This window comes from Kitasatospora sp. NPDC096147 (assembly GCF_044763225.1).
Lineage (GTDB): Bacteria > Actinomycetota > Actinomycetes > Streptomycetales > Streptomycetaceae > Kitasatospora.
In genome coordinates, this window is record NZ_JBIWFX010000026.1 from 32,709 (window position 1) to 53,252 (window position 20,544).

Here is a 20,544-nt window from a genome sequence, read left to right on the forward strand (position 1 = left end):
CCCACCCACCTTGGGTCCCCGCCCACGCGCGGCGGGGGGGGCCGGGTGGGGGCGCCCCCCGGGGCCCCCCGGGGTCAAACGTGGGCGGGGGGGGGGGGGGGGGGGTTGGGCCCCCCCCCCCCCCGGCCCCGGCTCACACCGTGTTACGAGCGCGGCTTCTCGCGCATCTCGTAGGTCTCGATGACGTCCTCGACCTTGATGTCGTTGAACGAACCGAGCGTGACACCGGCCTCGAAGCCCTCGCGGACCTCGGTGGCGTCGTCCTTGAAGCGGCGCAGACCCTCGATGGTGAGGTTCTCGGTGATGACCTTGCCGTCGCGGATGAGGCGGGCCTTGGCGTTGCGGCGCAGCAGGCCCTCGCGGACGATGACACCCGCGATGTTGCCGAACTTGGAGGAGCGGAAGACCTCGCGGATCTCCGCGGAGCCGAGGCGCACCTCCTCGTACTCGGGCTTGAGCAGACCCTTGAGGGCGTTCTCGATCTCCTCGATGGCCTGGTAGATGACCGAGTAGTACCGGACGTCCACGCCTTCCTTCTCGGCAGCGGTACGGGCGCGGCCTTCGGCGCGCACGTTGAAGCCGATGATGATGGCGTCCGAGCCCATGGCCAGGTCGACGTCCGACTCAGTGATCGCACCGACGCCGCGGTGCAGCACCCGGAGCTCGACCTCCTCGCCCACGTCGAGCTTGACGAGGGCGTCCTCGAGGGCTTCGACGGAACCGGAGACGTCACCCTTGATGATGAGGTTGAGCTGCTCGATGGAGCCCGCTGCGATGGCCTTGTCCAGGTCCTCGAGCGAGATCCGGACCCGACGCTGCGCGAAGGCGGCGTTGCGGTCGCGGGCCGAGCGCTTCTCGGCGATCTGACGGGCCGTGCGGTCCTCGTCGACGACGATGAAGCTGTCGCCGGCGCGGGGCACCGAGGTCAGACCGAGCAGCAGCACCGGACGGGACGGGCCCGCCTCGGCGAGGCTGTTGCCGTTCTCGTCCAGCATCGCGCGGACGCGGCCGTAGGCGTCGCCGACCACGATCGAGTCACCGACGCGGAGGGTACCGCGCTGCACGAGCACGGTCGCCATGGCGCCGCGGCCCTTGTCGAGGTGGGCTTCGATCGCGATGCCCTGCGCGTCCTGCTCCGGGTTGGCCCGGAGGTCGAGCGAGGCGTCCGCGGTGAGGACCACGGCCTCCAGCAGGCTGTCGATGTGCAGCCCCTGGCGGGCGGAGATGTCGACGAACATGGTGTCGCCGCCGTACTCCTCGGCCACCAGACCGAACTCGGTCAGCTGACCGCGGACCTTGGTCGGGTCCGCACCCTCGACGTCGATCTTGTTGACCGCGACCACGATCGGCACGCCGGCGGCCTTGGCGTGGTTCAACGCCTCGACCGTCTGCGGCATGACGCCGTCGTTGGCCGCGACCACCAGGATCGCGATGTCGGTGGACTTGGCACCACGGGCACGCATGGCGGAGAACGCCTCGTGACCCGGGGTGTCGAGGAAGGTGATCGGGCGCTGCTCGCCGTTCACCTCGGTGACGACCTGGTAGGCACCGATGTGCTGGGTGATGCCACCGGCCTCGCCCGCCACCACGTTGGACTTGCGGATGGCGTCGAGCAGGCGGGTCTTACCGTGGTCGACGTGACCCATGACGGTGACGACCGGCGGGCGCGGGGCCAGCATGTCCTCGTCGCCCTCGTCGGCACCGAAGTCGATGTCGAACGACTCCAGCAGCTCGCGGTCCTCGTCGTCGCGGCTGACGATCTCGAGCTGGAAGCCCATCTCGTCGGCCAGCATCTGGAGGGTGTCGTCCGAGACCGACTGGGTCGCGGTGACCATCTCACCGAGGTTGAACATCACCGAGACGAGCGCGGCCGGGTTGGCGTTGATCTTCTCGGCGAAGTCCGTCAGGGACGAACCGCGGGACAGGCGGACGGCCTGGCCGTTGCCGCGCGGCAGCATCACGCCGCCGACGGACGGGGCCTGCATGGCCTCGTACTCCTGGCGCTTCGCCCGCTTCGACTTGCGACCACGGGCCGGACGGCCACCGGGGCCGCGGCCGAACGCACCCTGCGTGCCACCACGGGCACCCGGACCACCCGGACGGCCGCTGAAGCCACCCGGACGGGCACCGCCGCCGGCGAAACCGCCGCCGCCACCGGCACCACCCGGACGCGGGCCGCCGAAGCCGCCACCGGCCGGACGCGAGCCCGGACCGGCCGGACGGCCGGCGAAGCCGGGACGGGCGCCACCGGCGCCGCCACCCGGACCACCCGGACGGCCACCCGGACCACCGGGACGGCCACCCGGACCACCGGGGCCGCCACCCGGGCGCGGGCCCGGACGCTGCGGCATCATGCCGGGGTTCGGACGGGGCATGCCCGAGGGGCTCGGGGCACCCGGACGCGGGCCGGCCGGACGGGGCATCCCGTCGGGACGCGGACGGTCGCCACCGGGACGCGGGGCGCCACCGGCACCCGGCGCACCGGCCGGACGCGGACGGTCACCACCGGGACGCGGGGCACCACCGGCACCCGGAGCGCCACCGGGACGCGGACGGTCGCCGCCCGGACGGGGGGCACCGGCACCCGGAGCACCGGCCGGACGCGGACGGTCGCCACCGGGACGCGGGGCACCACCGGCACCCGGAGCGCCCTGGCCACCCGGACGCGGCGCGCCCGGCGCGGCCGGACGACGGTCGCCGGGGCGGCCCATGCCGGTCGCGGAGCCGGAGGTGAAGGGGTTGTTGCCCGGACGCGGGCCGGCCGGACGCGGGCCCGGACGGGCGGCCGGGTTGGCCGGGTTCGCCGGACGCGACGGCGCCTGGGCGGCCGGACGGGCCGGCGCCTCGGCGGCCGGGGCCGGGGAGGAGAACTCCGCCGCCGGCGCCACGGGGGCGGCCGGGGCCGGGGCGGCGGGACGCGCCGCCGGGCGCGGGCCCGGGGTCGGCGCACCGGCCGGCCTGGGCGCGGCGGGGGCGGCCGGGGCGGCGGGAGCCGCGGCGGCCGGGGTCGGACGGGGACCCGGAGTCGCGGCGGGCCGCGGTCCGGGGGTGGGGGCACCCGGCTTGGGTGCGGCCGCACCGGCACCGCCGGTGGGCTGGGGCGCCGCGGGCTTCCGCGGGCCAGGCTTGGCAGCACCGCTGCCCGAGGGGGCAGCCACTCCCAAAGCGTCAGTCAACTTGCGCACGACCGGCGCCTCGATCGTCGAGGACGCCGAACGGACGAACTCGCCCAGCTCGGTGAGCTTGGCCATGACGGCCTTGCTCTCCATGCCGAGCTCCTTGGCGAGCTCGTATACCCGGACCTTAGCCACTTCGCTCCTGTCTACGTGTCCGGGGTGTCGTCCGCCGGACCATCGCTACTTCATGGGCGTACTCATCGCGTACTCATCGAGTGCTCATCGCAATCTCGACCTACTTCCAACTCGCGAGGTACCTGACGTGGTGCGCACCGGGCGCGGGCCTGCTGGCCCTCTCCGGTGCTTGTTGCGGTGGTTCTCTCAGCCCGGCGGGGTGTCACCCGCCCGCTGCTCGACGTGCTCGCGCAGCGCCGTGGTGTCGAGCGTCCCCTGGAGCCGGAAGGCCCGGGGGAACGCCCGGCGGCGGACCGCGAGGTCGAGGCAGGCCGGATCGGGATGCAGATGCGCACCCCTACCCGGCAGTGCGCCGCGGAGGTCGGGAACGCAGATGCCCTCGACCGCCACGACACGCAACAGCTGGTGCTTGGCCGCGCGCTTGCGGCAGCCCACGCAGGTGCGTTCCGGGCATGCTCGGACATGCGTCCGGCCAGACAAGCTCAAGTCTACCCCTCCGGAGGGACATGACGCCGCCCCGCCGATCGCGGCAGGACTGCTACAACGTGGCTACTCGGCCCGGGATTCCCGGCGCTCGCCCTCGGCCGGGGCCTCGGTGTCGGGTCGGATGTCGATCCGCCAGCCGGTCAGGCGGGCCGCCAGCCGGGCGTTCTGGCCCTCCTTGCCGATCGCCAGCGAGAGCTGGTAGTCCGGCACGATCACCCGTGCGGAGCGCTGGGCGTAGTCAACGACCTCCACCGAGCTCACCCGGGCGGGGGACAGCGCGGCGGCCACCATCTCGGCCGGGTCCTCGGACCAGTCCACGATGTCGATCTTCTCGCCGTGCAGCTCGGCCATCACGTTCCGCACTCGGGTGCCGACCGGGCCGATGCAGGCGCCCTTGGCGTTCAGGCCGGCCCGGCGGGACCAGACGGCGATCTTGGTGCGGTGGCCGGCCTCGCGGGCGATCGAGGCGATCTCGACGGTGCCGTCGGCGATCTCCGGGACCTCCAGCGCGAACAGCTTCTTCACCAGGCCGGGGTGGGTCCGCGAGAGCGTCACGGACGGGCCCCGGACGCCCCGGCGGACGGCCACCACGTAGCACTTGAGGCGGGTGCCGTGGCGGTAGTCCTCGCCCGGGACCTGCTCCTGCGGCGGGAGGATGGCCTCCAGCTTGCCGATGTCGACCAGGATGTTCTTGGGGTCGTTGCCCTGCTGGACGACACCGGTGACGATGTCGCCCTCCTTGCCCGCGTACTCGCCGAAGGTCTTCTCGTCGGCGGCGTCGCGCAGGCGCTGCAGGATGACCTGCTTGGCGGTGGAGGCGGCGATCCGGCCGAAGCCGCTCGGGGTGTCGTCGAACTCCTTGGGCTCGACGCCCTCGTCCAGCTCGGCCGCGTCCTCCAGGGCCCACACGGTGACGTGCCCGGTCTTGCGGTTCAGCTCCACCCGCGCGCGGCGGCGGGAGCCCTCGGTGCGGTGGTACGCGATGAGGAGGGCCGACTCGATCGACTCGACCAACAGGTCGAACGGGATGTTCTTCTCGGTAACCAGCCCACGCAGGGCGCTCATGTCGATGTCCACGGCTACGCCTCCTCTTCTCTCTTCACGGTCATGTCAGGGGTGGTGCTCACTCGTCGTCGGTGTCCTCGTCGGCGTCGTCGTCGGAGTCCTCGACCGGAGCGGACTCGTCGAGCAGCCCCTCGTCCTCCTTGCGGTTGAACTCGACCTGGACCCGGGCCCGGGCCACCTCGGAGAACTCCAGGCGGCGCTCCTTGGGCTTGCCGCGGCCCTTCACCGGCTGCACCTCGACCAGCGCGCCGTCCTCGTCGCTCTCCAGCACCCGGGCGGTGATCTCGCCACCGTCCACCAGGTGGATCTTCGCGAGACGGCCGGTCGCGCGCTGCCAGTGGCGGGGCTCGCGGAGCGGGCGCTCGGCGCCCGGGGAGCCGACCTCCAGGACGTACGGGGCGGAGCCCATCACGTCCTCGGCGGAGTCCAGCTTCTCGCTGACCACCCGGCTGAACTCGGCGATCGCGTCCAGGTCGACCCCGCCGTCGGCGTCCACGTCGATCTGCACCTGCCGACGGCTGCCCGCCTGGGTGATGGTGACGTCCTCGAGGTCCAGACCGGCCTCGGCCGCCAGCGGCTCCAACAACGCGCGCAGCCGGTCAGTGGGGGTGGTGCTCATCCGGGTGACTCCTCGGCCGCGTCTGCTGTTGTCGGTAGGTGCGAGCTTCTCAGCTGAACGGCAAGCCTATCCGGTCCGGAGGGGTTCCACCGACTCCGCTCGGCGTGCGCGGCCGGTCCGCACGGCGCGCTGCGAGCAAGGTCACAGAGCGGCGCGGGGGCCGTGTCATGATGCACGGGCCACGGGGGGCAGCCCGCGCCCTCCCACGAGTCCACCCGGGAGACCCACCGATGCCGTCCCTCACCCGGCGCAGCCTGCTCGCGCTCGGCGCGCTGACCGGCGCCTCGCTGCTGATCTGCGGCTGCACCGACGAGGAGCACGGCCCGGCGGCCGAGCAGCGGCAGCGGGAGGACGCCGACCGGCCGGTGCGGACCAAGGCGGTGGCCGACACCGACCTGCTGCTGGCCGGGTACGACGCGGTGGCGGCCTCGGCCGGGAGCCAGGCGGAGCAGCTCAGGACACTGCGGGCCGAGGTGGCCGAGCACCGGGCCGCGCTGGCGGCCGGGCTGCCGTCCGGCTCCGCCACCCCCTCCGCCTCGCCGTCCGGCTCCGCCACCCCCGCCCCGTCCGGCAGCGGCGGCCCGGTCGGGTCGGTCGCCCAGCTGGCGGCGGCCGAACGCACCACTGCCCAGGCCCGGCTGGCGCAGCTCGGCGGCGCCTCGCCGGAGCTGGCCAGGCTGCTCGCGGCGGTGGCCGCCTCGGGCGCGGTGCACGCCGAGATCCTCGGTGACCGCACCCCGCTCGCCGTCCCCGGCGCGGACACCGCCGCCCCCTCCGCCTCGCCGTCCGCCACCGCCACCGCCACCACGGCGTCGGCCTCCGCCACCCCCGCGCCGCTGCCCGCCGCTGCGGCGAACGCGCTGCAGAGCGCGCTGGCGGCCGAGCACGCGGCGGTCTACGGCTACGGCGTGGTCGGTGCCCGGACGCCGGGCCCGGGCCGGGGCGAGGTGTTCGCCGTCTACGCCACGCACCAGGCCCAGCGGGACACCTGGCAACGCCGGCTCTCCGGCGCCTCGGCCACTCCGACGGCCGCCGCGGCCGGGTACCAGCTGCCGTTCCCGGTGACCAGCCCGGAGACCGCCCGCCAACTGGCCGCCCACATCGAGGTCCAGCTCACCGGGGTGTACGCCGAGCTGACCGCCGCGAGCACCGCCGAGCTGCGGCAGAGCGCCGCCACCGCGCTGCGCACGGCCGCCCTGAACGCGCGCCGCTTCGGCGGCGAGCTGACCGCCTTCCCGGGCCTCCCGGCGACCGGCGCCTCGGGCTCCCCCTCCGCCTCGGGCTCGTCCTCGGGTTCCCCCGCGCCGTCCGGGGCGGCGACCGGCTCGGCCCGGCCCTCCGCCTCCTGAGCGCCCCTCAACTCCCGCGCCGAACAGCCGCCATGACGGACCCTCCGAGCGCCACGCCGGGGCCCTGACCAGCGGTTTCGCCGGGCATGGCCGACAATGGGCGGGCGAACCGCCGCACCGGCCCCGGCCGGGTGGCGCCAACCGAGAGGCCAGCATGTCGGCAGCAGCAGGGCAGCAGATCACCGTCCCGGCACGGCTCGCGGCGGCCGTCCGGCGCCGGCCCGGCGCCGACGGACCGGCCTGGCTGGCCGCACTGCCCGGGCTGGTCGGGGCCGGGCTGGAGCGCTGGGAGCTCACCCCGGAGCGGGTGGTCGAACCCGGCGGGCGGCACGCCCTGGTCTGCGCGGTGCGACGGGCCGACGGCTCCCCGGCCGTCCTGAAGCTCACCCCGCCCGGCCCGGCGGGCGCGCAGGAGCACGCCGCCCTGGCGCACTGGGCCGGACGCGGTGCCGTCCTGGCCCTGGCCGCCGAACCGGCCGACGGGGCGCTGCTGCTGGAGCGGCTGCACGGGGACATCCCGCTGCGTTCGCTGGCCGAGGCCAAGGCGATGCTGGAGGCGGCCGGGCTGCTCCAGCGGCTCTGGGTGGCACCGCCGGAGGGGCACGGCTTCGGCACGCTGTCCGAGCGGGCCGGCGCGCTGGCCGACGGGATCCGGAGTCGTCGTCAACTCGCCCCGGAGGCAGTCGCGTTGGCCGACGAGGCGGTGGAGCTGGCAGCCGCCCTGGCGGCCTCCGGCACCGAGTCGTACCTGCTGCACGGCGACTTCCACCACGGCAAGGTGCTGGCCGCCGACCGCTCCCCCTGGCTGGCCGTCTCGCCCCGCCCCCTGGTCGGCGAGCGCGCCTGGGACCTGGCCCGGCTGGCGCAGGACCGGATGGACACCCTGGTCGGCTCCCCCGGCCAGCGCGGCGCGGTCCGGCGCCGGCTGCACCAGCTCGCCGACGCGGTCGAGGTGGACCACGGGCGGCTGCGCGGCTGGACCCTGGTGCGCACCGTCGCGACCGGTCTGCACCACCTGGAGGCGGGATCGACCGGCGCCGCCGAGCTCTACCTGGAGTTCGCCGACTGGCTCTGAGCCAGCGGCAGCCCGGCGCCCATCACCGCGTACGGGCGGACGGTGTTGGGGAAGACCACCATCCGGGCCAGGTCGCGGTAGCCGAGCGAGCGGTACAGCCGACGGGCCGGGGTCTCCGCGTCGATCGCCGACAGGATGGACCGGTCCGCCCCCGACTCCTCCGTCAGGGTCCGGATCAGCCTGCTGCCGACCCCCTGCCCCTGGAAGCCGGGCAGCACGTGCAGCTCGGTCACCGCGAAGGTGCCGTCCAGCCAGTCGCCGTACCCGTCGCGCTCCAGGTGCGGTTCGATCACCGTGCTCCACCAGTGCTCCCGCCGGTTCGGCATCCCGTAGCCGAAGCCGACCAACTGCCGCCCGCTGAACGCCCCGTAGGCCAGCACGCCGGGCTGGAGCGCGTGCCGGCGGACGATCTGGAGCCGCACCGCCACCTCGTCGTCCGTCAGCCCGAACGCGACCGCCTGCACCTCCAGCGCCTCTGCGGCCCACGCCGCCAAGTCCACGGCCTCGATCGTCACCCCGGTCAGCTGCTCCATGCCCCGGACGTTACCCCCTCGACCCTGCCGAAGCCGGGTCAACGCCGTTCTCCCGACGGGTGGGGGACGACCGGCGGTCCCGGTGCGTCGCACCCGCACGGCAGGCGGCCGTCCGGCGACCACTGACCGGCCGTCAGAACAGGACGCTCATGAAGGCGCCGATCTCCCGGAAGCCGACCCGGGCGTAGGTGGCGCGGGCCCGCAGGTTGTAGTCGTTGACGTAGAGCGAGACGGTGGGGGCGACCTCGCGCAGGGCGATGTCCAGCACGGCGGCCATCCCGGTGACCGAGAGGCCCCGGCCCCGGTGCCCGGGGGCGACCCAGACGCCCTGGATCTGGCAGGCGCCGGCCGTGACGGCACCGATCTCGGCCTTGAAGACCACACTGCCGTCCTCGGCGAAGCGGGCGAACGAGCGCCCGCCGCCGACCAGTTCGGCCACCCGGGCCTGGTAGAGCAGGCCGCCGTCCCCGGCCAGCGGGGAGATCCCGACCTCTTCGGTGAACATCGCGACGCAGGCCGGCATCAGCGCCTCGACCTCGTTCTTGCGCACCCGGCGGACCAGCGGGTCGGGGGTGATCGAGGCCGGGGCGGGGCTCTGGGTGGCCATCAGCGGCTGGTGGCCGCGCACCTCGCGGGCCGGGCCCCAACTGCGCTCCAGGCAGGCCCAGAGGGCGGCGGTCGGGCCGGCCGGGCCGACGATCGAGGAGCACCGGCGGCCCTGGCGGCGGGCCCGCTCGGCGAACGCCCGGACGGCCTCCGGGCCGGCGTTGACCAGCACCAGGTTGGCCCCGGCGTAGCAGAGCGACTCCAGCCGGCCGTCGGCGTCGTACCAGCCCCACATCTCGCCGCCGAGCCGCCAGGGGTCGAGCCCGACGGCCTCCACCCGGGTGGCGACGAAGGCGTTGGCCACCGGGTCCCGGTGCAGGACCTCCAGTGCCTCGTCGAGGTCCTGGGGGTCGAGCACCCGGGTGGTCGCCAGGGCCCGGGCCACCTGGAACGGGCCGGGGAGCATCACACCTCGATCGAGCACGGGCACCTCACCACTAGGAACGCTTGTCGCACCCTACTCCGCCCGCCCCGCCGGAGAGGAGGTGCGGACGGACGCCCGCACCTCCCAGGGATCACTACTCGGCAGCGGTCACGACCGGAGCGCCGGACTCCACGCCCTCGGCCTGCATCTGCTCGGCCAGCTTGAGCGCCTCCTCGATCAGGGTCTCCACGATCTTCGACTCGGGGACGGTCTTGATGACCTCGCCCTTCACGAAGATCTGGCCCTTGCCGTTGCCGGAGGCGACGCCGAGGTCGGCCTCGCGGGCCTCGCCCGGGCCGTTCACGACGCAGCCCATGACGGCGACCCGCAGCGGCACCTCCATGCCCTCCAGGCCGGCGGTGACCTCCTCGGCGAGCTTGTAGACGTCCACCTGGGCCCGGCCGCAGGACGGGCAGGAGACGATCTCCAGGCCGCGCTGACGGAGGTTCAGCGACTCCAGGATCTGGATGCCGACCTTGATCTCCTCAGCCGGCGGGGCCGACAGGGAGACCCGGATGGTGTCGCCGATGCCCTCGGCCAGCAGCGCACCGAAGGCGACCGCGGACTTGATGGTGCCCTGGAAGGCCGGACCGGCCTCGGTCACGCCGAGGTGCAGCGGGTAGTCGCAGGCGGCGGCCAGCTGGCGGTAGGCGTTGATCATCACGACCGGGTCGTTGTGCTTGACCGAGATCTTGATGTCGCGGAAGTCGTGCTCCTCGAACAGCGAGCACTCCCAGAGCGCGGACTCGACCAGCGCCTCGGGGGTGGCCCGGCCGTACTTCTCCAGCAGGCGCTTGTCCAGCGAGCCGGCGTTGACGCCGATCCGGATCGGCGTGCCGGCGTCCTTGGCGGCCTTGGCGATCTCGCCGACCTTGTCGTCGAACTGCTTGATGTTGCCCGGGTTCACCCGGACCGCGGCGCAGCCGGCGTCGATCGCGGCGAACACGTACTTGGGCTGGAAGTGGATGTCCGCGATCACCGGGATCTGCGACTTCTTGGCGATGACCGCCAGCGCGTCGGCGTCGTCCTGGGTCGGCACGGCCACCCGCACGATCTGGCAGCCGGAGGCGGTCAGCTGGGCGATCTGCTGCAGCGTGGCGTTGATGTCGGCGGTGACGGTGGTGGTCATCGACTGGACCGAGACGGGGGCGTCGCCGCCGACCGGGACGTTGCCGACCATGATCTGCCGGGAGACGCGACGGGTGGCCAGCGGCTTGAGCGGCAGGGACGGAATTCCGAGCGAGATCGCGGACATGTGCGCAGGGTTCCCCAGGGGTGCGGTGTGTGGTCCGGCCATCGGCTCCGGCCGGGCCGGGCGCTCCGGAAGTCACGGGGCGCCCGGCGTCCAACGGTACGGCACGGGTGGGGCGGGCAGCGCACGTACCCGACGGAACCGGCTCAGTTCAGGCGGATGGGGTTGACAAGATCGGCCACCATCACCAGCGCGGTGAAGCAGATGAACACACCGGCCACCACGTACGCGGCCGGCATCAGCTTGGCCACGTCGAACGGCCCCGGGTCGGGGCGGCGGAACAGCCTGGCCCAGCGGCGGCGGACCGACTCCCAGAGCGCGCCCGCGATGTGGCCGCCGTCCAGCGGCAGCAGCGGCAGCATGTTGAAGAGGAAGAGCGAGAGGTTGATGCCGGCCAGCAGCTGGACCATGAAGGCGAGCTGCTCGGAGAGCGGCAGGTCCATCTCGAAGACGTCGCCGCCGAGCCGGGCCGCGCCGACCATGCCCATCGGGGAGTCCATCGGACGCGGGTCGTCGCCGACGATGGCGTGCCAGAGGCCGGGGATCTTGCCGGGCAGGGCGATCAGCGCGGAGACGCCGCTCTTCGCCATGCTCGCCATCTGCTCGGTGCTCTCCCCGAAGGTCAGCTGCTGCATCTGCTGGCGCGGGGCGAAGCCCAGGAAGCCGGCCGTGACGGTCTCGCCCTTGACCGGGAAGCCGTCCTTGTCGACCTTCTGCACCACGTTCTCGGCCGGGGTGGCCGTCAGGGTGACCCGCTCGCCGCCGCGCTCGACCACGATCGGCACGGTCTGCTTGGGGGCCTTGCGGATCTCGGCCTGGAGCTGCTTGTAGTCGGTGACCGGGATGCCGTTGAAGGAGACGAAGGTGTCCCCCTGCTGCAGCCCGGCCACGGCGGCCGGGGTCGGGGGCGCGTCCGCCGGGCAGTCGTCGGTCGACTGACCGACCGTCACCACGCACTTGTTGACGTAGGCGATGGTGGGCACGGTGGTCCGCACGCCGATGCCCATGAACAGGCCGAGGAAGAGCACGAAGGCCAGGATCAGGTTCATGAACGGGCCGGCGAACATCACGATGACGCGCTTCCACGGCTTCCGGGTGTAGAACATCCGGTCCTCGTCGCCGGGCTCGATCTCCTCGTAGGAGGCCTCCCGAGCGTCCTCGATCATGGTCCGCCAGGGCGAGCTGGAGCGCTGGGTGATCCGGCCGTCCGCGCCCGGCGGGAACATCCCGATCATCCGGATGTACCCGCCGAGCGGGATCGCCTTGAGGCCGTACTCGGTCTCGCCCCGCTTGCGGGACCAGATCGTCCGGCCGAAGCCGACCATGTACTGCGGTACCCGGATGCCGAACAGCTTCGCGGTGGAGAGGTGGCCCAGCTCGTGCCAGGCGATCGAGAACAGCAGGCCCAGGACGAAGAGCAGGATGCCCACGACCCACATCACCGTTGTCACCGCTGAGCCTCCGTCATGCCGCTCCCTCGATCCGTTCGCTAGCCGGCTGCCAGCTCGCGGGCCCGGGCCCGGGCCCAGGTCTCCGCGTGGAGGACGTCCTCCACCGTGAGCGAAGTTCCCACCGTGTGTTCGGACACCACCTTCGCCACAGTGTCCACGATCCCGGTGAAGGGCAGCTGCCCGTTCAGGAAAGCGTCCACGCACTCCTCGTTCGCGGCGTTGAAGACCGCCGGGGCGGTCCCGCCGAGCGTACCCACCTCGCGGGCCAGGTCGACGGCCGGGAAGGCGTCCGTGTCGAGCGGGAAGAACTCCCAGGTGGCGGCCTCGGTCCAGTCGCAGCCCGGGGCGGCGTCCGGCACCCGGTCGGGCCAGCCGAGACCGAGCGCGATCGGCATCCGCATGTCCGGCGGGCTGGCCTGGGCCAGCGTGGAGCCGTCGGTGAACTCGACCATCGAGTGGACCACCGACTGCGGGTGCACCACCACGTCGATCCGGTCGAAGGGCACGTCGTAGAGCAGGTGGGCCTCGATCACCTCCAGGCCCTTGTTGACCAGGGTGGCGGAGTTGATGGTGACCACCGGGCCCATCGCCCAGGTCGGGTGGGCCAGCGCCTGGTCCGGCGTCACCCCGGCCAGCTCGGCCCGGGTGCGGTTGCGGAACGGGCCGCCGCTCGCGGTGACCACCAGACGGCGCACCTCGGCCCGGGTGCCGCCGGCCAGCGCCTGGAACAGCGCGGCGTGCTCGGAGTCCACCGGCACGATCTGGCCGGGCTTCGCGACGGCCTTGACCAGCGGGCCGCCGACGATCAGCGACTCCTTGTTGGCCAGCACCAGCACCCGGCCGGCCCGCAGGGCGGCCAGGGTGGGCCGCAGGCCGATCGAGCCGGTGATGCCGTTGAGCACCGAGTGGCACTCGACCGCGGCCAGCTCGGTGGCCGCGTCCGGGCCCGCCAGCACCTCGGGCAGCGGCCGGCCGGCCGCCCCGGCGGCCAGCGCCTCGCGCAGCGCGGGCACGGCGGCCTCGTCGGCCACCGCGACGGTGTGCACGCCCAGCGTCAGCGCCTGCTCGGCCAGCAGCGCGACCCGGCCGCCGGCCGCCGACAGCGCGACCACCTTGAACCGGCCGGGGTTGCGCAGCACCACGTCGATGGCCTGGGTGCCGATCGAGCCGGTCGATCCGAGGATCACCAACTCCCGGGGACCCTCCGGGTCCCTGACGACGGGTGAGAAGCGCAGCTGCGGATGGGCGAGCGAAGTCATGCGCCCCATTGTGGCCCGTGCCGGGGGGTGCCCCGGACCACGCCCCCGGGCGCGCCGACGCCCCGTCACCGGGGGCCGGTGACGGGGCGCCTGAGCAGGGGTCAGAGGTCGAGGCCGGTGAGGACCATGACCTTCTCGTAGGTGAAGTCGCCCATCGCGTACTTGACGCCCTCGCGGCCGACGCCGGAGTCCTTGACGCCGCCGTACGGCATCTGGTCGGCGCGGTAGGACGGGGCGTCACCGATGATCACGCCGCCGACCTCCAGGACCTGGTGGGCCTTGAAGGCGGTCTGCAGGTCGTGGGTGAAGACACCGGTCTGCAGGCCGAACGGCGAGTCGTTGACCAGGGCGAACGCCTCCTCGGTGGACTCCACCCGGTGCAGCGAGAGCACCGGGCCGAAGACCTCGGCGCAGGCCAGGATGGCGTCGTCGGGCAGCTCGGCCAGCACGGTCGGGGCGTACGCGGCACCGTCCCGGGTGCCGCCGGTCAGCACCTTGGCGCCCTTGGTGACGGCGTCCTCGACCCAGCTCTCGACCCGCTTGGCGGCGTTCTCGTCCACCAGCGGGCCGACGTCCACCGCGTCGTCCGACGGGTCGCCGGTGACCTGGGCCTTGACCTTCGCGACGACCTTCTCCACCAGCGCGTCGTAGACGGTGGCGTCGGCGATCACCCGCTGCACCGAGATGCAGGACTGGCCGCCCTGGTAGTTGGCGAAGGTGGCGATCCGGGTGGCCGCCCACTCCAGGTCGGCCTCGGAGGACCAGTCGGCGAGCACCACGGCGGCGGCGTTGCCGCCGAGCTCCAGGGTGACGTGCTTGCGCGGCACCGAGTCCATGATCTGGTAGCCGACCCGGTCCGAACCGGTGAAGGAGATCACCGGCAGACGCTCGTCCTGCACCAGGGCCGGCATCTTCTCGTTCTCGACGGTCAGCACCGACCAGGAGCCGGCCGGCAGCTCGGTCTCGGCCAGGATCTCGCCGAGCACCAGCGCGGAGAGCGGGGTGGCCGGGGCCGGCTTGAGGATGATCGGGGCGCCGACCGCGATCGCCGGGGCGATCTTGTGGGCGACCAGGTTGAGCGGGAAGTTGAACGGGGCGATGCCCAGCACCACGCCGCGCGGGAAGCGGCGCACCACCGCGAAGCGGCCCACGCCGCCCGGGTCGGTGTCCAGCCGCATGGTCTCGCCGTTGGTCCGGCGGGCCTCCTCGGCGGCCCAGCGGAACACCGAGGCGGCCCGGCCGACCTCGCCGCGCGCCCACTTGATCGGCTTGCCGTTCTCGGCGGTGATCAGGCGGGCGATCTCCTCGGTCCGCTCGGTCAGCCGGCGGGCCACATGGTCCAGCGCGGTGGCCCGGACGTGCGCGGGGGTGGCGGCCAGGGCCGGGGCGACCGCGACGGCGGCGTCCAGCGCCTCCTCCACCTGGGCGTCGGTCGGGATGCTGACCTTGCCGACCAGGCTGCCGTCGTACGAGTGGCGGACCTCGAACTCGGCGTCGCCGGACGCCTTGCGGCCGGCCAGCCAGAACTCATGGGTGGTGGTCACGGTCGTACCGGCCCTCTCTGTCGTCGTGTGGTGCTCTACCCGGTCCACGGTAGGGGCGCACCCGGGCGAGCAGGATTGGACACGACGGCGAAGTGACCCGGCGCCGCACTACCGACTGGCGGGGTGCCGACCGGGGCGGGACGGGGCCGGGCACCCCGGCGGAGCACCGGCCCACCGCCCCGGCTCAGTCCTCTCCCGCGCGCAGCGCCAGCCAGAGCTCCATCCGGACGTCGGTGTCGTCCAGCGAGCGCCCGAGCAGCTCCTCCACCCGCTTCATCCGGTACCGCAGGGTGTGCCGGTGCACGCCCAGGTCGGCGGCGGCGGCGTCCCACTGCCCGTGCCGGGAGAGCCAGGCCCGCAGCGAGGCGACCAGGTCGCCGCGCGCGGTGCGGTCGTGCTCGCGCAGCGGTCTGAGCAGGCCCTCGGCGAAGGCGGTGACGGCCTCCTCGCCGAGCAGCGGCAGCAGCGAGCCGGCCCCGACCTCCTCGTGGTCCACCGAGCGGCGACCGCCGCGCAGTGCCACCGCGAGCGCCCGCTCGGCCTGGGCGAAGGCGGTGCCCGCCTCCTCCACCGTGCAGGGGGCGGAGACGCCGAGCGCGATGCCCTCGTGCTCCTCGGCCGCGCCCAGGCAGGCCCGGTGGGCGGAACCGCCGTCGGGGGCCAGCACGGTGAGCCGGGGGCCGTGCGGCCCGTCCTCGCGGGAGACCAGCAGCCGCTCGCCGACCCGGCTGCCGGCCTGCTCGGCCCGGTCGCCGAGCTCGTTCAGCGCCTCCGGGTCGCCGTTCGGGCCGAGGCCGCCGACCAGCACCCGGACGGTGCCCTCGGGCAGGCCGCCGAACAGCCCGGCGGCGACCTGACGGGCCGTCACGGCCTCGCCGGCCAGCACCATGCCGAGCAGCGCCGCGCCCATCCGCTCCTCGGCCTGCCGCAGCTCGCGGGAGCGCTCCAGGGTGAGGGTGAGCAGGGCGACCGCCGCGTTCAGCACGTAGCGCTCGGTCGGGGTGATCCGGTCCTCGGTGCCGACCGCCAGGAAGCCCCGGGCCCGCCGGTCGGCGCCGAGCGACTGGACCACCACGTAGTCCTCGTCGGCGGTGTCGATGCCGGGGGCGCGGCCCTGCAGGGCGGCGCTGGACGGGGCCGGGCGGCGGCGCAGCCGGTCCACCTCCGCGGCGAGGCGGCCGGCCCGGCGGGCGGCCCAGTCGGGGGCGACGGCGGAGAGCGCGCCGGAGCCGTCGTAGAGCGCGGCCCAGCCACCGAGCCGGGCGGCGAGCCGGCGGACCACCGCCGTGGTGCCGTCCTTGCCGAGGGCGGCCCTGGTCAGCTCCTCCTGGGCCTCGAAGCTGGTGGTGACGGCCTCGTACTGCTCGGCGGCCAGCGCGGCCGAGACGGCCTTGCTGATCGCGATGAACGGGGTGGCCTCCGGCACCCGCAGCAGCGGCAGCCCGCGCTGGGCGGCGGCGTCCACCAGGGCCTGCGGCACCTCGGTGTGCGAGAGCCCGACGCCGAGGCCGAGCCCGACCACGCCCGCGTCGGCCAGCCGGTGCACGTACGCCTGGAGCTTGGCCGCCGCCTTCCCCAGCTTGATGCCGGTGGTGAGCAGCAGCTCCCCGCCCTCCAGGAAGGGCGCGGGATCGTCCAGCTCGCTGGTGTGCACCCAGCGGACCGGCCGCTCCAGGTGGTCCGCGCCGGCGAGGACCGTCAGGTGGAGCGAGCTGTTGCGGACGACGGAGGCGAGTGTGGGGGGCATGGCACCTTCGGAGTGTTTGCCGCCGGGGACGCGCCGTTGCGGCCTGGCGAGGAGGGCTTCTCTCCCCATTATGGACGCTCCGGACAAGCGGACGGACCGAATCCTCCGGACCGTAGTCCGCCGTCCGGGGCGCGCCGGTGTACCGGGCGGCGCTCAGCCCCTCAGGTCCACCAGCAGCGGCGGGACCTGATCACCCGTCACCGAGGACAGCGAGATCACCGCGTGCCCGCCGGGCAGGGCGTGGGCCAGGTCGGAGGGCGACCAGCGGTGCCGCTCCACGTCCCGGACGGTGACGCTCTCGGTCTGTGCGGCGGTGCCGGAGAGCGCCTTGCGCAGCAGTCGGCCGCCCTTGCGGAACACCCCGCCGGAGGTGTCCGGCGTGTGGGTGACGGCGGTCTCCCGGACCAGGTGGGTGCCCCAGGCCTCGGAGAACAGCTTGCCGTCCCAGGGCGCGATGCCCGGGAAGGCCATCCGGCAGCCGACCGCGCCGAACAGCGAGGTGCGCAGCGCCTCCGGCAGGTCGACCAGGGTGCGCAGCAGCAGCACCGCGCCCGCGTTGGCCCCGCGCATCCCCTGGATGCCGCGCACCACCTGGGCGTCCACCGCCGCCGAGGCGTCGTCCACCACCAGGCCGGCGAACAGCGCCCGCTCGGTGCGGGTCCCGGCCGCCTCGACGAACTGGCCGGTGAGCAGCCGCGACAGCATCCGGGCCGCCTCCGGGTGGCTGCGCTCGGGCAGCTTCACCCGGACCCGCAGCGGGTGGTCCAGCGCCCGCATGGCGAAGGCCGGCCGCCCCGGGCCGTCGCCCGGGAAGTGCCCGGCGAAGGCGGGCCGGTCCAGCAGGGCCAGCCGGTCGGCCAGCAGGGTGCCCGGGTCGTCGGCCCGGCCGTGCTGGCGCTCGCGGTACTGGAGGTCCGCCTCGTGCACGGCCAGCAGGCCGCCGGCCGCCAGCGCCTCACGGAGCGACGCCCAGGCCTGCGGCTCGCCGCCGAGCAGGGCGCGCAGCTCGCGCACCCCGGGGTAGCGGCCGTGCACGGCGTGGAACGGGCCGACGGTCTGCTGGAGCGCGGCCCTGGCCGCCTCGCCGCGCGGGGCCAGCTCGTCCGGCAGCAGCGCGTCGGCCAGCCGGGCCGCCGCCTGCTCCACCCGGGTGGCCGCGCCGAACAGGTCGAGACCGTACGGGGACGCCGGGTCGCCCGGGGCGATCACCACGTCGTACCAGTCGTCCGGGCCGAGGTCGGCCCCGTCCGCGCCGAGCACCACCGCGCAGGCGGTGCCGGCCAGCGCCTGCAGGCAGAGCGCCTCGGCCAGCGGACGGGCCAGCCCGGCGGTCTTGCCGGTGCCGGCCGGGCCGACCGCCAGCAGCGAGGTGCCGAGCAGCGCCGGGTCGAGGGCGAAGCCGGTGGCCCGGTGGGCGGCCGGGTTCTTCACCACGTCCTGGGCCGCGCCGAGCCGGACCTGACGGGTCAGCAGGTCGTGGCCCGGGCCCCGGCCGGCCAGGTCGCGGGCCTCGGAGGGGTGCGCACAGGCGGCGGCGCCGCGGGCCGTGACCTGCTCGGTGAAGGCGGGCAGCAGCTCCGGGTCCTGCCGGACGGTCTCCCAGGCGCGCTGGATCCGGACGTAGTCCACGTCGCCGACCACCCGGCCGTCCAGCACCCGGGCGGCCTCCGGCGCGCCGCCGAGCCGCAGCGCGGACCACGGGTCGGCCGGGCCGGCCGGCTCGGCGGCCTCCTCGGGCTGCTCCTGGGTGACGGTGCGGGCCAGCAGCGGGGCGACCCAGCGGCGCCAGACCTCGGGCCAGCGGCCCATCCGGCCGAACACCCGGATCACCACGGCGAGCACCAGGCCGTACACCAGCAGGGCGAGGAAGGTGGTGACCCCCGGGCCGAGGCCGTCCCGCAGGCCGAGCAGGTCGATCACCCACCAGACCAGGTCCGGGGCGTAGATCTGGACGAGCCAGGCGACCACCACGTTCAGCGCCGCCCGGAGCAGCAGCGGCCCGGCCGGCACGGCGGCGGCCTCGCGGTCCGCCTCGGTGCGCTGACGGTGGTTCAGCCGCCAGACGCCCGGCGGGAGTTCGGGTCTGGGGGCGTTCACCCAGGCACCGAGGTCGAACGGCGTGACGGCGCGCTGCGGCGGCACCACCGCCCGGCCCTGGTCGGCCGCCCGCTGCCCGTAGGTCCCGTCCAAGCCCATCTGGCGGCCCCGCTCCCTCTGCCCGCGCTCCCCCGTTGGAAGGTCGGCACCAATGTAGTGGAGCGGGGGCTCCGCGTGACCGATCCCGCACCCTGGCCGCCCCGGACAATTCGGGTGCTCCAGTGCTACCGAGTGGCGCATGCCCGAGGCCCGTACCCGGCCGTAGCCTGCGAGGACCGCGCCTTGTAATTCCGGGCCCCTAGACATGGAGAACACACGATGAGCGCTGCAACGCCGCTTCCGCAGGAGCGTCGCCTGGTCACCGCGATCCCGGGCCCGAAGTCGCAGGAGCTGCAGGCCCGCAAGCTGGGCGCGGTGGCGGCCGGCGTCGGCACCACCCTGCCGGTGTACGTCTCCCGGGCCGGCGGCGGCGTGCTGGAGGACGTGGACGGCAACTCGCTGATCGACTTCGGCTCCGGCATCGCCGTGACCAACGTCGGCAACAGCGCCGCCGCCGTGGTCGCCAAGGCCACCGAGCAGCTGGCCGCCTTCACCCACACCTGCTTCATGGTGACCCCGTACGAGGGCTACGTGGCGGTGGCCGAGCAGCTCAACGAGCTGACCCCGGGCGACCACGAGAAGCGCACCGCGCTCTTCAACTCGGGCGCCGAGGCGGTGGAGAACGCGGTGAAGATCGCCCGCGTGTACACCAAGCGGACCGCCGTCGTGGTCTTCGACCACGGCTACCACGGCCGCACCAACCTCACCATGGGCCTGACGGCGAAGAACATGCCGTACAAGCAGGGCTTCGGCCCGTTCGCCCCGGAGATCTACCGCGTCCCGGTCGCCTACCCCTACCGCTGGCTGACCGGCGCCGAGAACTGCGCCGCCGAGGCCGCCGCCCAGGCGATCGACATCATCAACAAGCAGATCGGCGCCGACAACGTCGCGGCGATCATCATCGAGCCGATCCAGGGCGAGGGCGGCTTCATCGAGCCGGCCAAGGGCTTCCTGCCGGCCATCGTCGAGTACGCCAAGGCCAACGGCATCGTCTTCGTCGCGGACGAGATCCAGACCGGCTTCTGCCGCACCGGCCAGTGGTTCGCCTGTGACGACGAGGGCATCGTCCCGGACCTGATCACCACCGCCAAGGGCATCGCCGGCGGTCTGCCGCTGGCCGCCGTGACCGGCCGCGCCGAGATCATGGACGCCGCGCACGGCGGTGGCCTGGGCGGCACCTACGGCGGCAACCCGGTGGCCTGCGCCGCCGCGCTCGGCTCCATCGAGACCATGAAGTCCGAGGACCTGAACGGCAAGGCGCAGCGCATCGGCGAGGTCATGCTCGGCCGCCTGCGCGCCATGCAGGAGAAGTTCGACGTGATCGGCGAGGTCCGCGGGCGCGGCGCGATGATCGCGGTCGAGCTGGTGAAGCCCGGCACCAAGGACCCGAACCCGGAGTTCACCGCCGCCGTGGCCAAGGCCTGCCACGCCGAGGGCCTGGTCGTGCTGACCGCCGGCACCTACGGCAACGTGCTGCGCTTCCTGCCGCCGCTGGTGATGCCGGAGCACCTGCTGGTCGAGGGCCTGGACATCATCGAGAGCGCCTTCGCGGCGGTCTGATCCTGACCCTGCGTCACCCCGGAGGGGCCCGGTCCGCACGGACCGGGCCCCTCCGTTTGCTCCCGCC

15 protein-coding genes are annotated in these 20,544 nt (G+C 74.2%); 3 read left to right on the top strand and 12 right to left on the bottom strand.

Features of this window, described 5'->3' with window-relative positions:
• Window positions 1-143: 143 nt before the first annotated feature.
• From infB to rimP, 4 genes are all read right to left on the bottom strand, one after another.
• Window positions 144-3,311: a translation initiation factor IF-2 gene (gene infB / locus ACIRBX_RS38160; protein ID WP_402305061.1), complete on the bottom strand. Its 3,168-nt coding sequence runs from the start codon at window positions 3,309-3,311 to the stop codon at window positions 144-146.
• Window positions 3,312-3,497: 186 nt separating this feature from the next.
• Window positions 3,498-3,791, bottom strand: coding sequence for a YlxR family protein (locus ACIRBX_RS38165; protein ID WP_402305123.1), 294 nt, complete (start codon window positions 3,789-3,791; stop codon window positions 3,498-3,500).
• Window positions 3,792-3,860: 69 nt separating this feature from the next.
• Window positions 3,861-4,874 carry a transcription termination factor NusA gene (gene nusA / locus ACIRBX_RS38170; RefSeq protein ID WP_402305064.1) on the bottom strand — a complete coding sequence of 338 codons (1,014 nt, stop codon included), beginning with the start codon at window positions 4,872-4,874 and terminating at the stop codon, window positions 3,861-3,863.
• A gap of 46 nt (window positions 4,875-4,920) precedes the next feature.
• Complete coding sequence (gene rimP, locus ACIRBX_RS38175) at window positions 4,921-5,481, bottom strand: ribosome maturation factor RimP (protein WP_402305067.1); 561 nt, start codon at window positions 5,479-5,481, stop codon at window positions 4,921-4,923.
• A 230-nt stretch (window positions 5,482-5,711) separates the two neighbouring features.
• On the opposite strand from rimP, the gene ACIRBX_RS38180 reads away from it, so the two are divergent.
• Together ACIRBX_RS38180 and ACIRBX_RS38185 are read left to right on the top strand one after the other, a co-directional pair.
• Window positions 5,712-6,830, top strand: coding sequence for a ferritin-like domain-containing protein (locus ACIRBX_RS38180; protein WP_402305068.1), 1,119 nt, complete (start codon window positions 5,712-5,714; stop codon window positions 6,828-6,830).
• 154 nt (window positions 6,831-6,984) lie between these two features.
• Window positions 6,985-7,905 carry an aminoglycoside phosphotransferase family protein gene (locus ACIRBX_RS38185; RefSeq protein WP_402305071.1) on the top strand — a complete coding sequence of 307 codons (921 nt, stop codon included), beginning with the start codon at window positions 6,985-6,987 and terminating at the stop codon, window positions 7,903-7,905.
• Here ACIRBX_RS38185 and ACIRBX_RS38190 read toward each other — a convergent pair.
• The 8 genes from ACIRBX_RS38190 to ACIRBX_RS38225 all read right to left on the bottom strand — a co-directional run bounded on the left by ACIRBX_RS38190 (window position 7,878) and on the right by ACIRBX_RS38225 (window position 18,917).
• Entirely contained in the window at window positions 7,878-8,438 is a 561-nt protein-coding gene (locus ACIRBX_RS38190; protein WP_402305074.1) for a GNAT family N-acetyltransferase, read from the bottom strand. The two genes, ACIRBX_RS38185 and ACIRBX_RS38190, sit on opposite strands and share 28 nt — an antisense overlap.
• A gap of 133 nt (window positions 8,439-8,571) precedes the next feature.
• Window positions 8,572-9,450 (bottom strand): GNAT family N-acetyltransferase, encoded by an 879-nt coding sequence (locus ACIRBX_RS38195; RefSeq protein WP_402305125.1) that lies wholly within the window; start codon window positions 9,448-9,450, stop codon window positions 8,572-8,574.
• A gap of 112 nt (window positions 9,451-9,562) precedes the next feature.
• Window positions 9,563-10,723 (bottom strand): flavodoxin-dependent (E)-4-hydroxy-3-methylbut-2-enyl-diphosphate synthase, encoded by a 1,161-nt coding sequence (ispG, locus tag ACIRBX_RS38200; protein WP_402305077.1) that lies wholly within the window; start codon window positions 10,721-10,723, stop codon window positions 9,563-9,565.
• 143 nt (window positions 10,724-10,866) lie between these two features.
• Window positions 10,867-12,171, bottom strand: coding sequence for a M50 family metallopeptidase (locus tag ACIRBX_RS38205; RefSeq protein ID WP_402305080.1), 1,305 nt, complete (start codon window positions 12,169-12,171; stop codon window positions 10,867-10,869).
• A gap of 38 nt (window positions 12,172-12,209) precedes the next feature.
• Window positions 12,210-13,430 carry a 1-deoxy-D-xylulose-5-phosphate reductoisomerase gene (gene dxr, locus ACIRBX_RS38210; RefSeq protein WP_402305082.1) on the bottom strand — a complete coding sequence of 407 codons (1,221 nt, stop codon included), beginning with the start codon at window positions 13,428-13,430 and terminating at the stop codon, window positions 12,210-12,212.
• A 101-nt stretch (window positions 13,431-13,531) separates the two neighbouring features.
• Complete coding sequence (locus ACIRBX_RS38215) at window positions 13,532-14,974, bottom strand: aldehyde dehydrogenase family protein (RefSeq protein WP_402305084.1); 1,443 nt, start codon at window positions 14,972-14,974, stop codon at window positions 13,532-13,534.
• A 184-nt stretch (window positions 14,975-15,158) separates the two neighbouring features.
• Window positions 15,159-16,721, bottom strand: coding sequence for a PucR family transcriptional regulator (locus tag ACIRBX_RS38220; RefSeq protein WP_402305086.1), 1,563 nt, complete (start codon window positions 16,719-16,721; stop codon window positions 15,159-15,161).
• A 153-nt stretch (window positions 16,722-16,874) separates the two neighbouring features.
• Window positions 16,875-18,917 carry an ATP-binding protein gene (locus tag ACIRBX_RS38225; protein WP_402305089.1) on the bottom strand — a complete coding sequence of 681 codons (2,043 nt, stop codon included), beginning with the start codon at window positions 18,915-18,917 and terminating at the stop codon, window positions 16,875-16,877.
• Window positions 18,918-19,136: 219 nt separating this feature from the next.
• Here ACIRBX_RS38225 and gabT point away from each other — a divergent pair, with 219 nt between their 5' ends.
• Window positions 19,137-20,477, top strand: a complete 1,341-nt coding sequence (gene gabT, locus ACIRBX_RS38230) for a 4-aminobutyrate--2-oxoglutarate transaminase (protein ID WP_402305091.1) — start codon at window positions 19,137-19,139, stop codon at window positions 20,475-20,477.
• Window positions 20,478-20,544 lie beyond the last annotated feature (67 nt).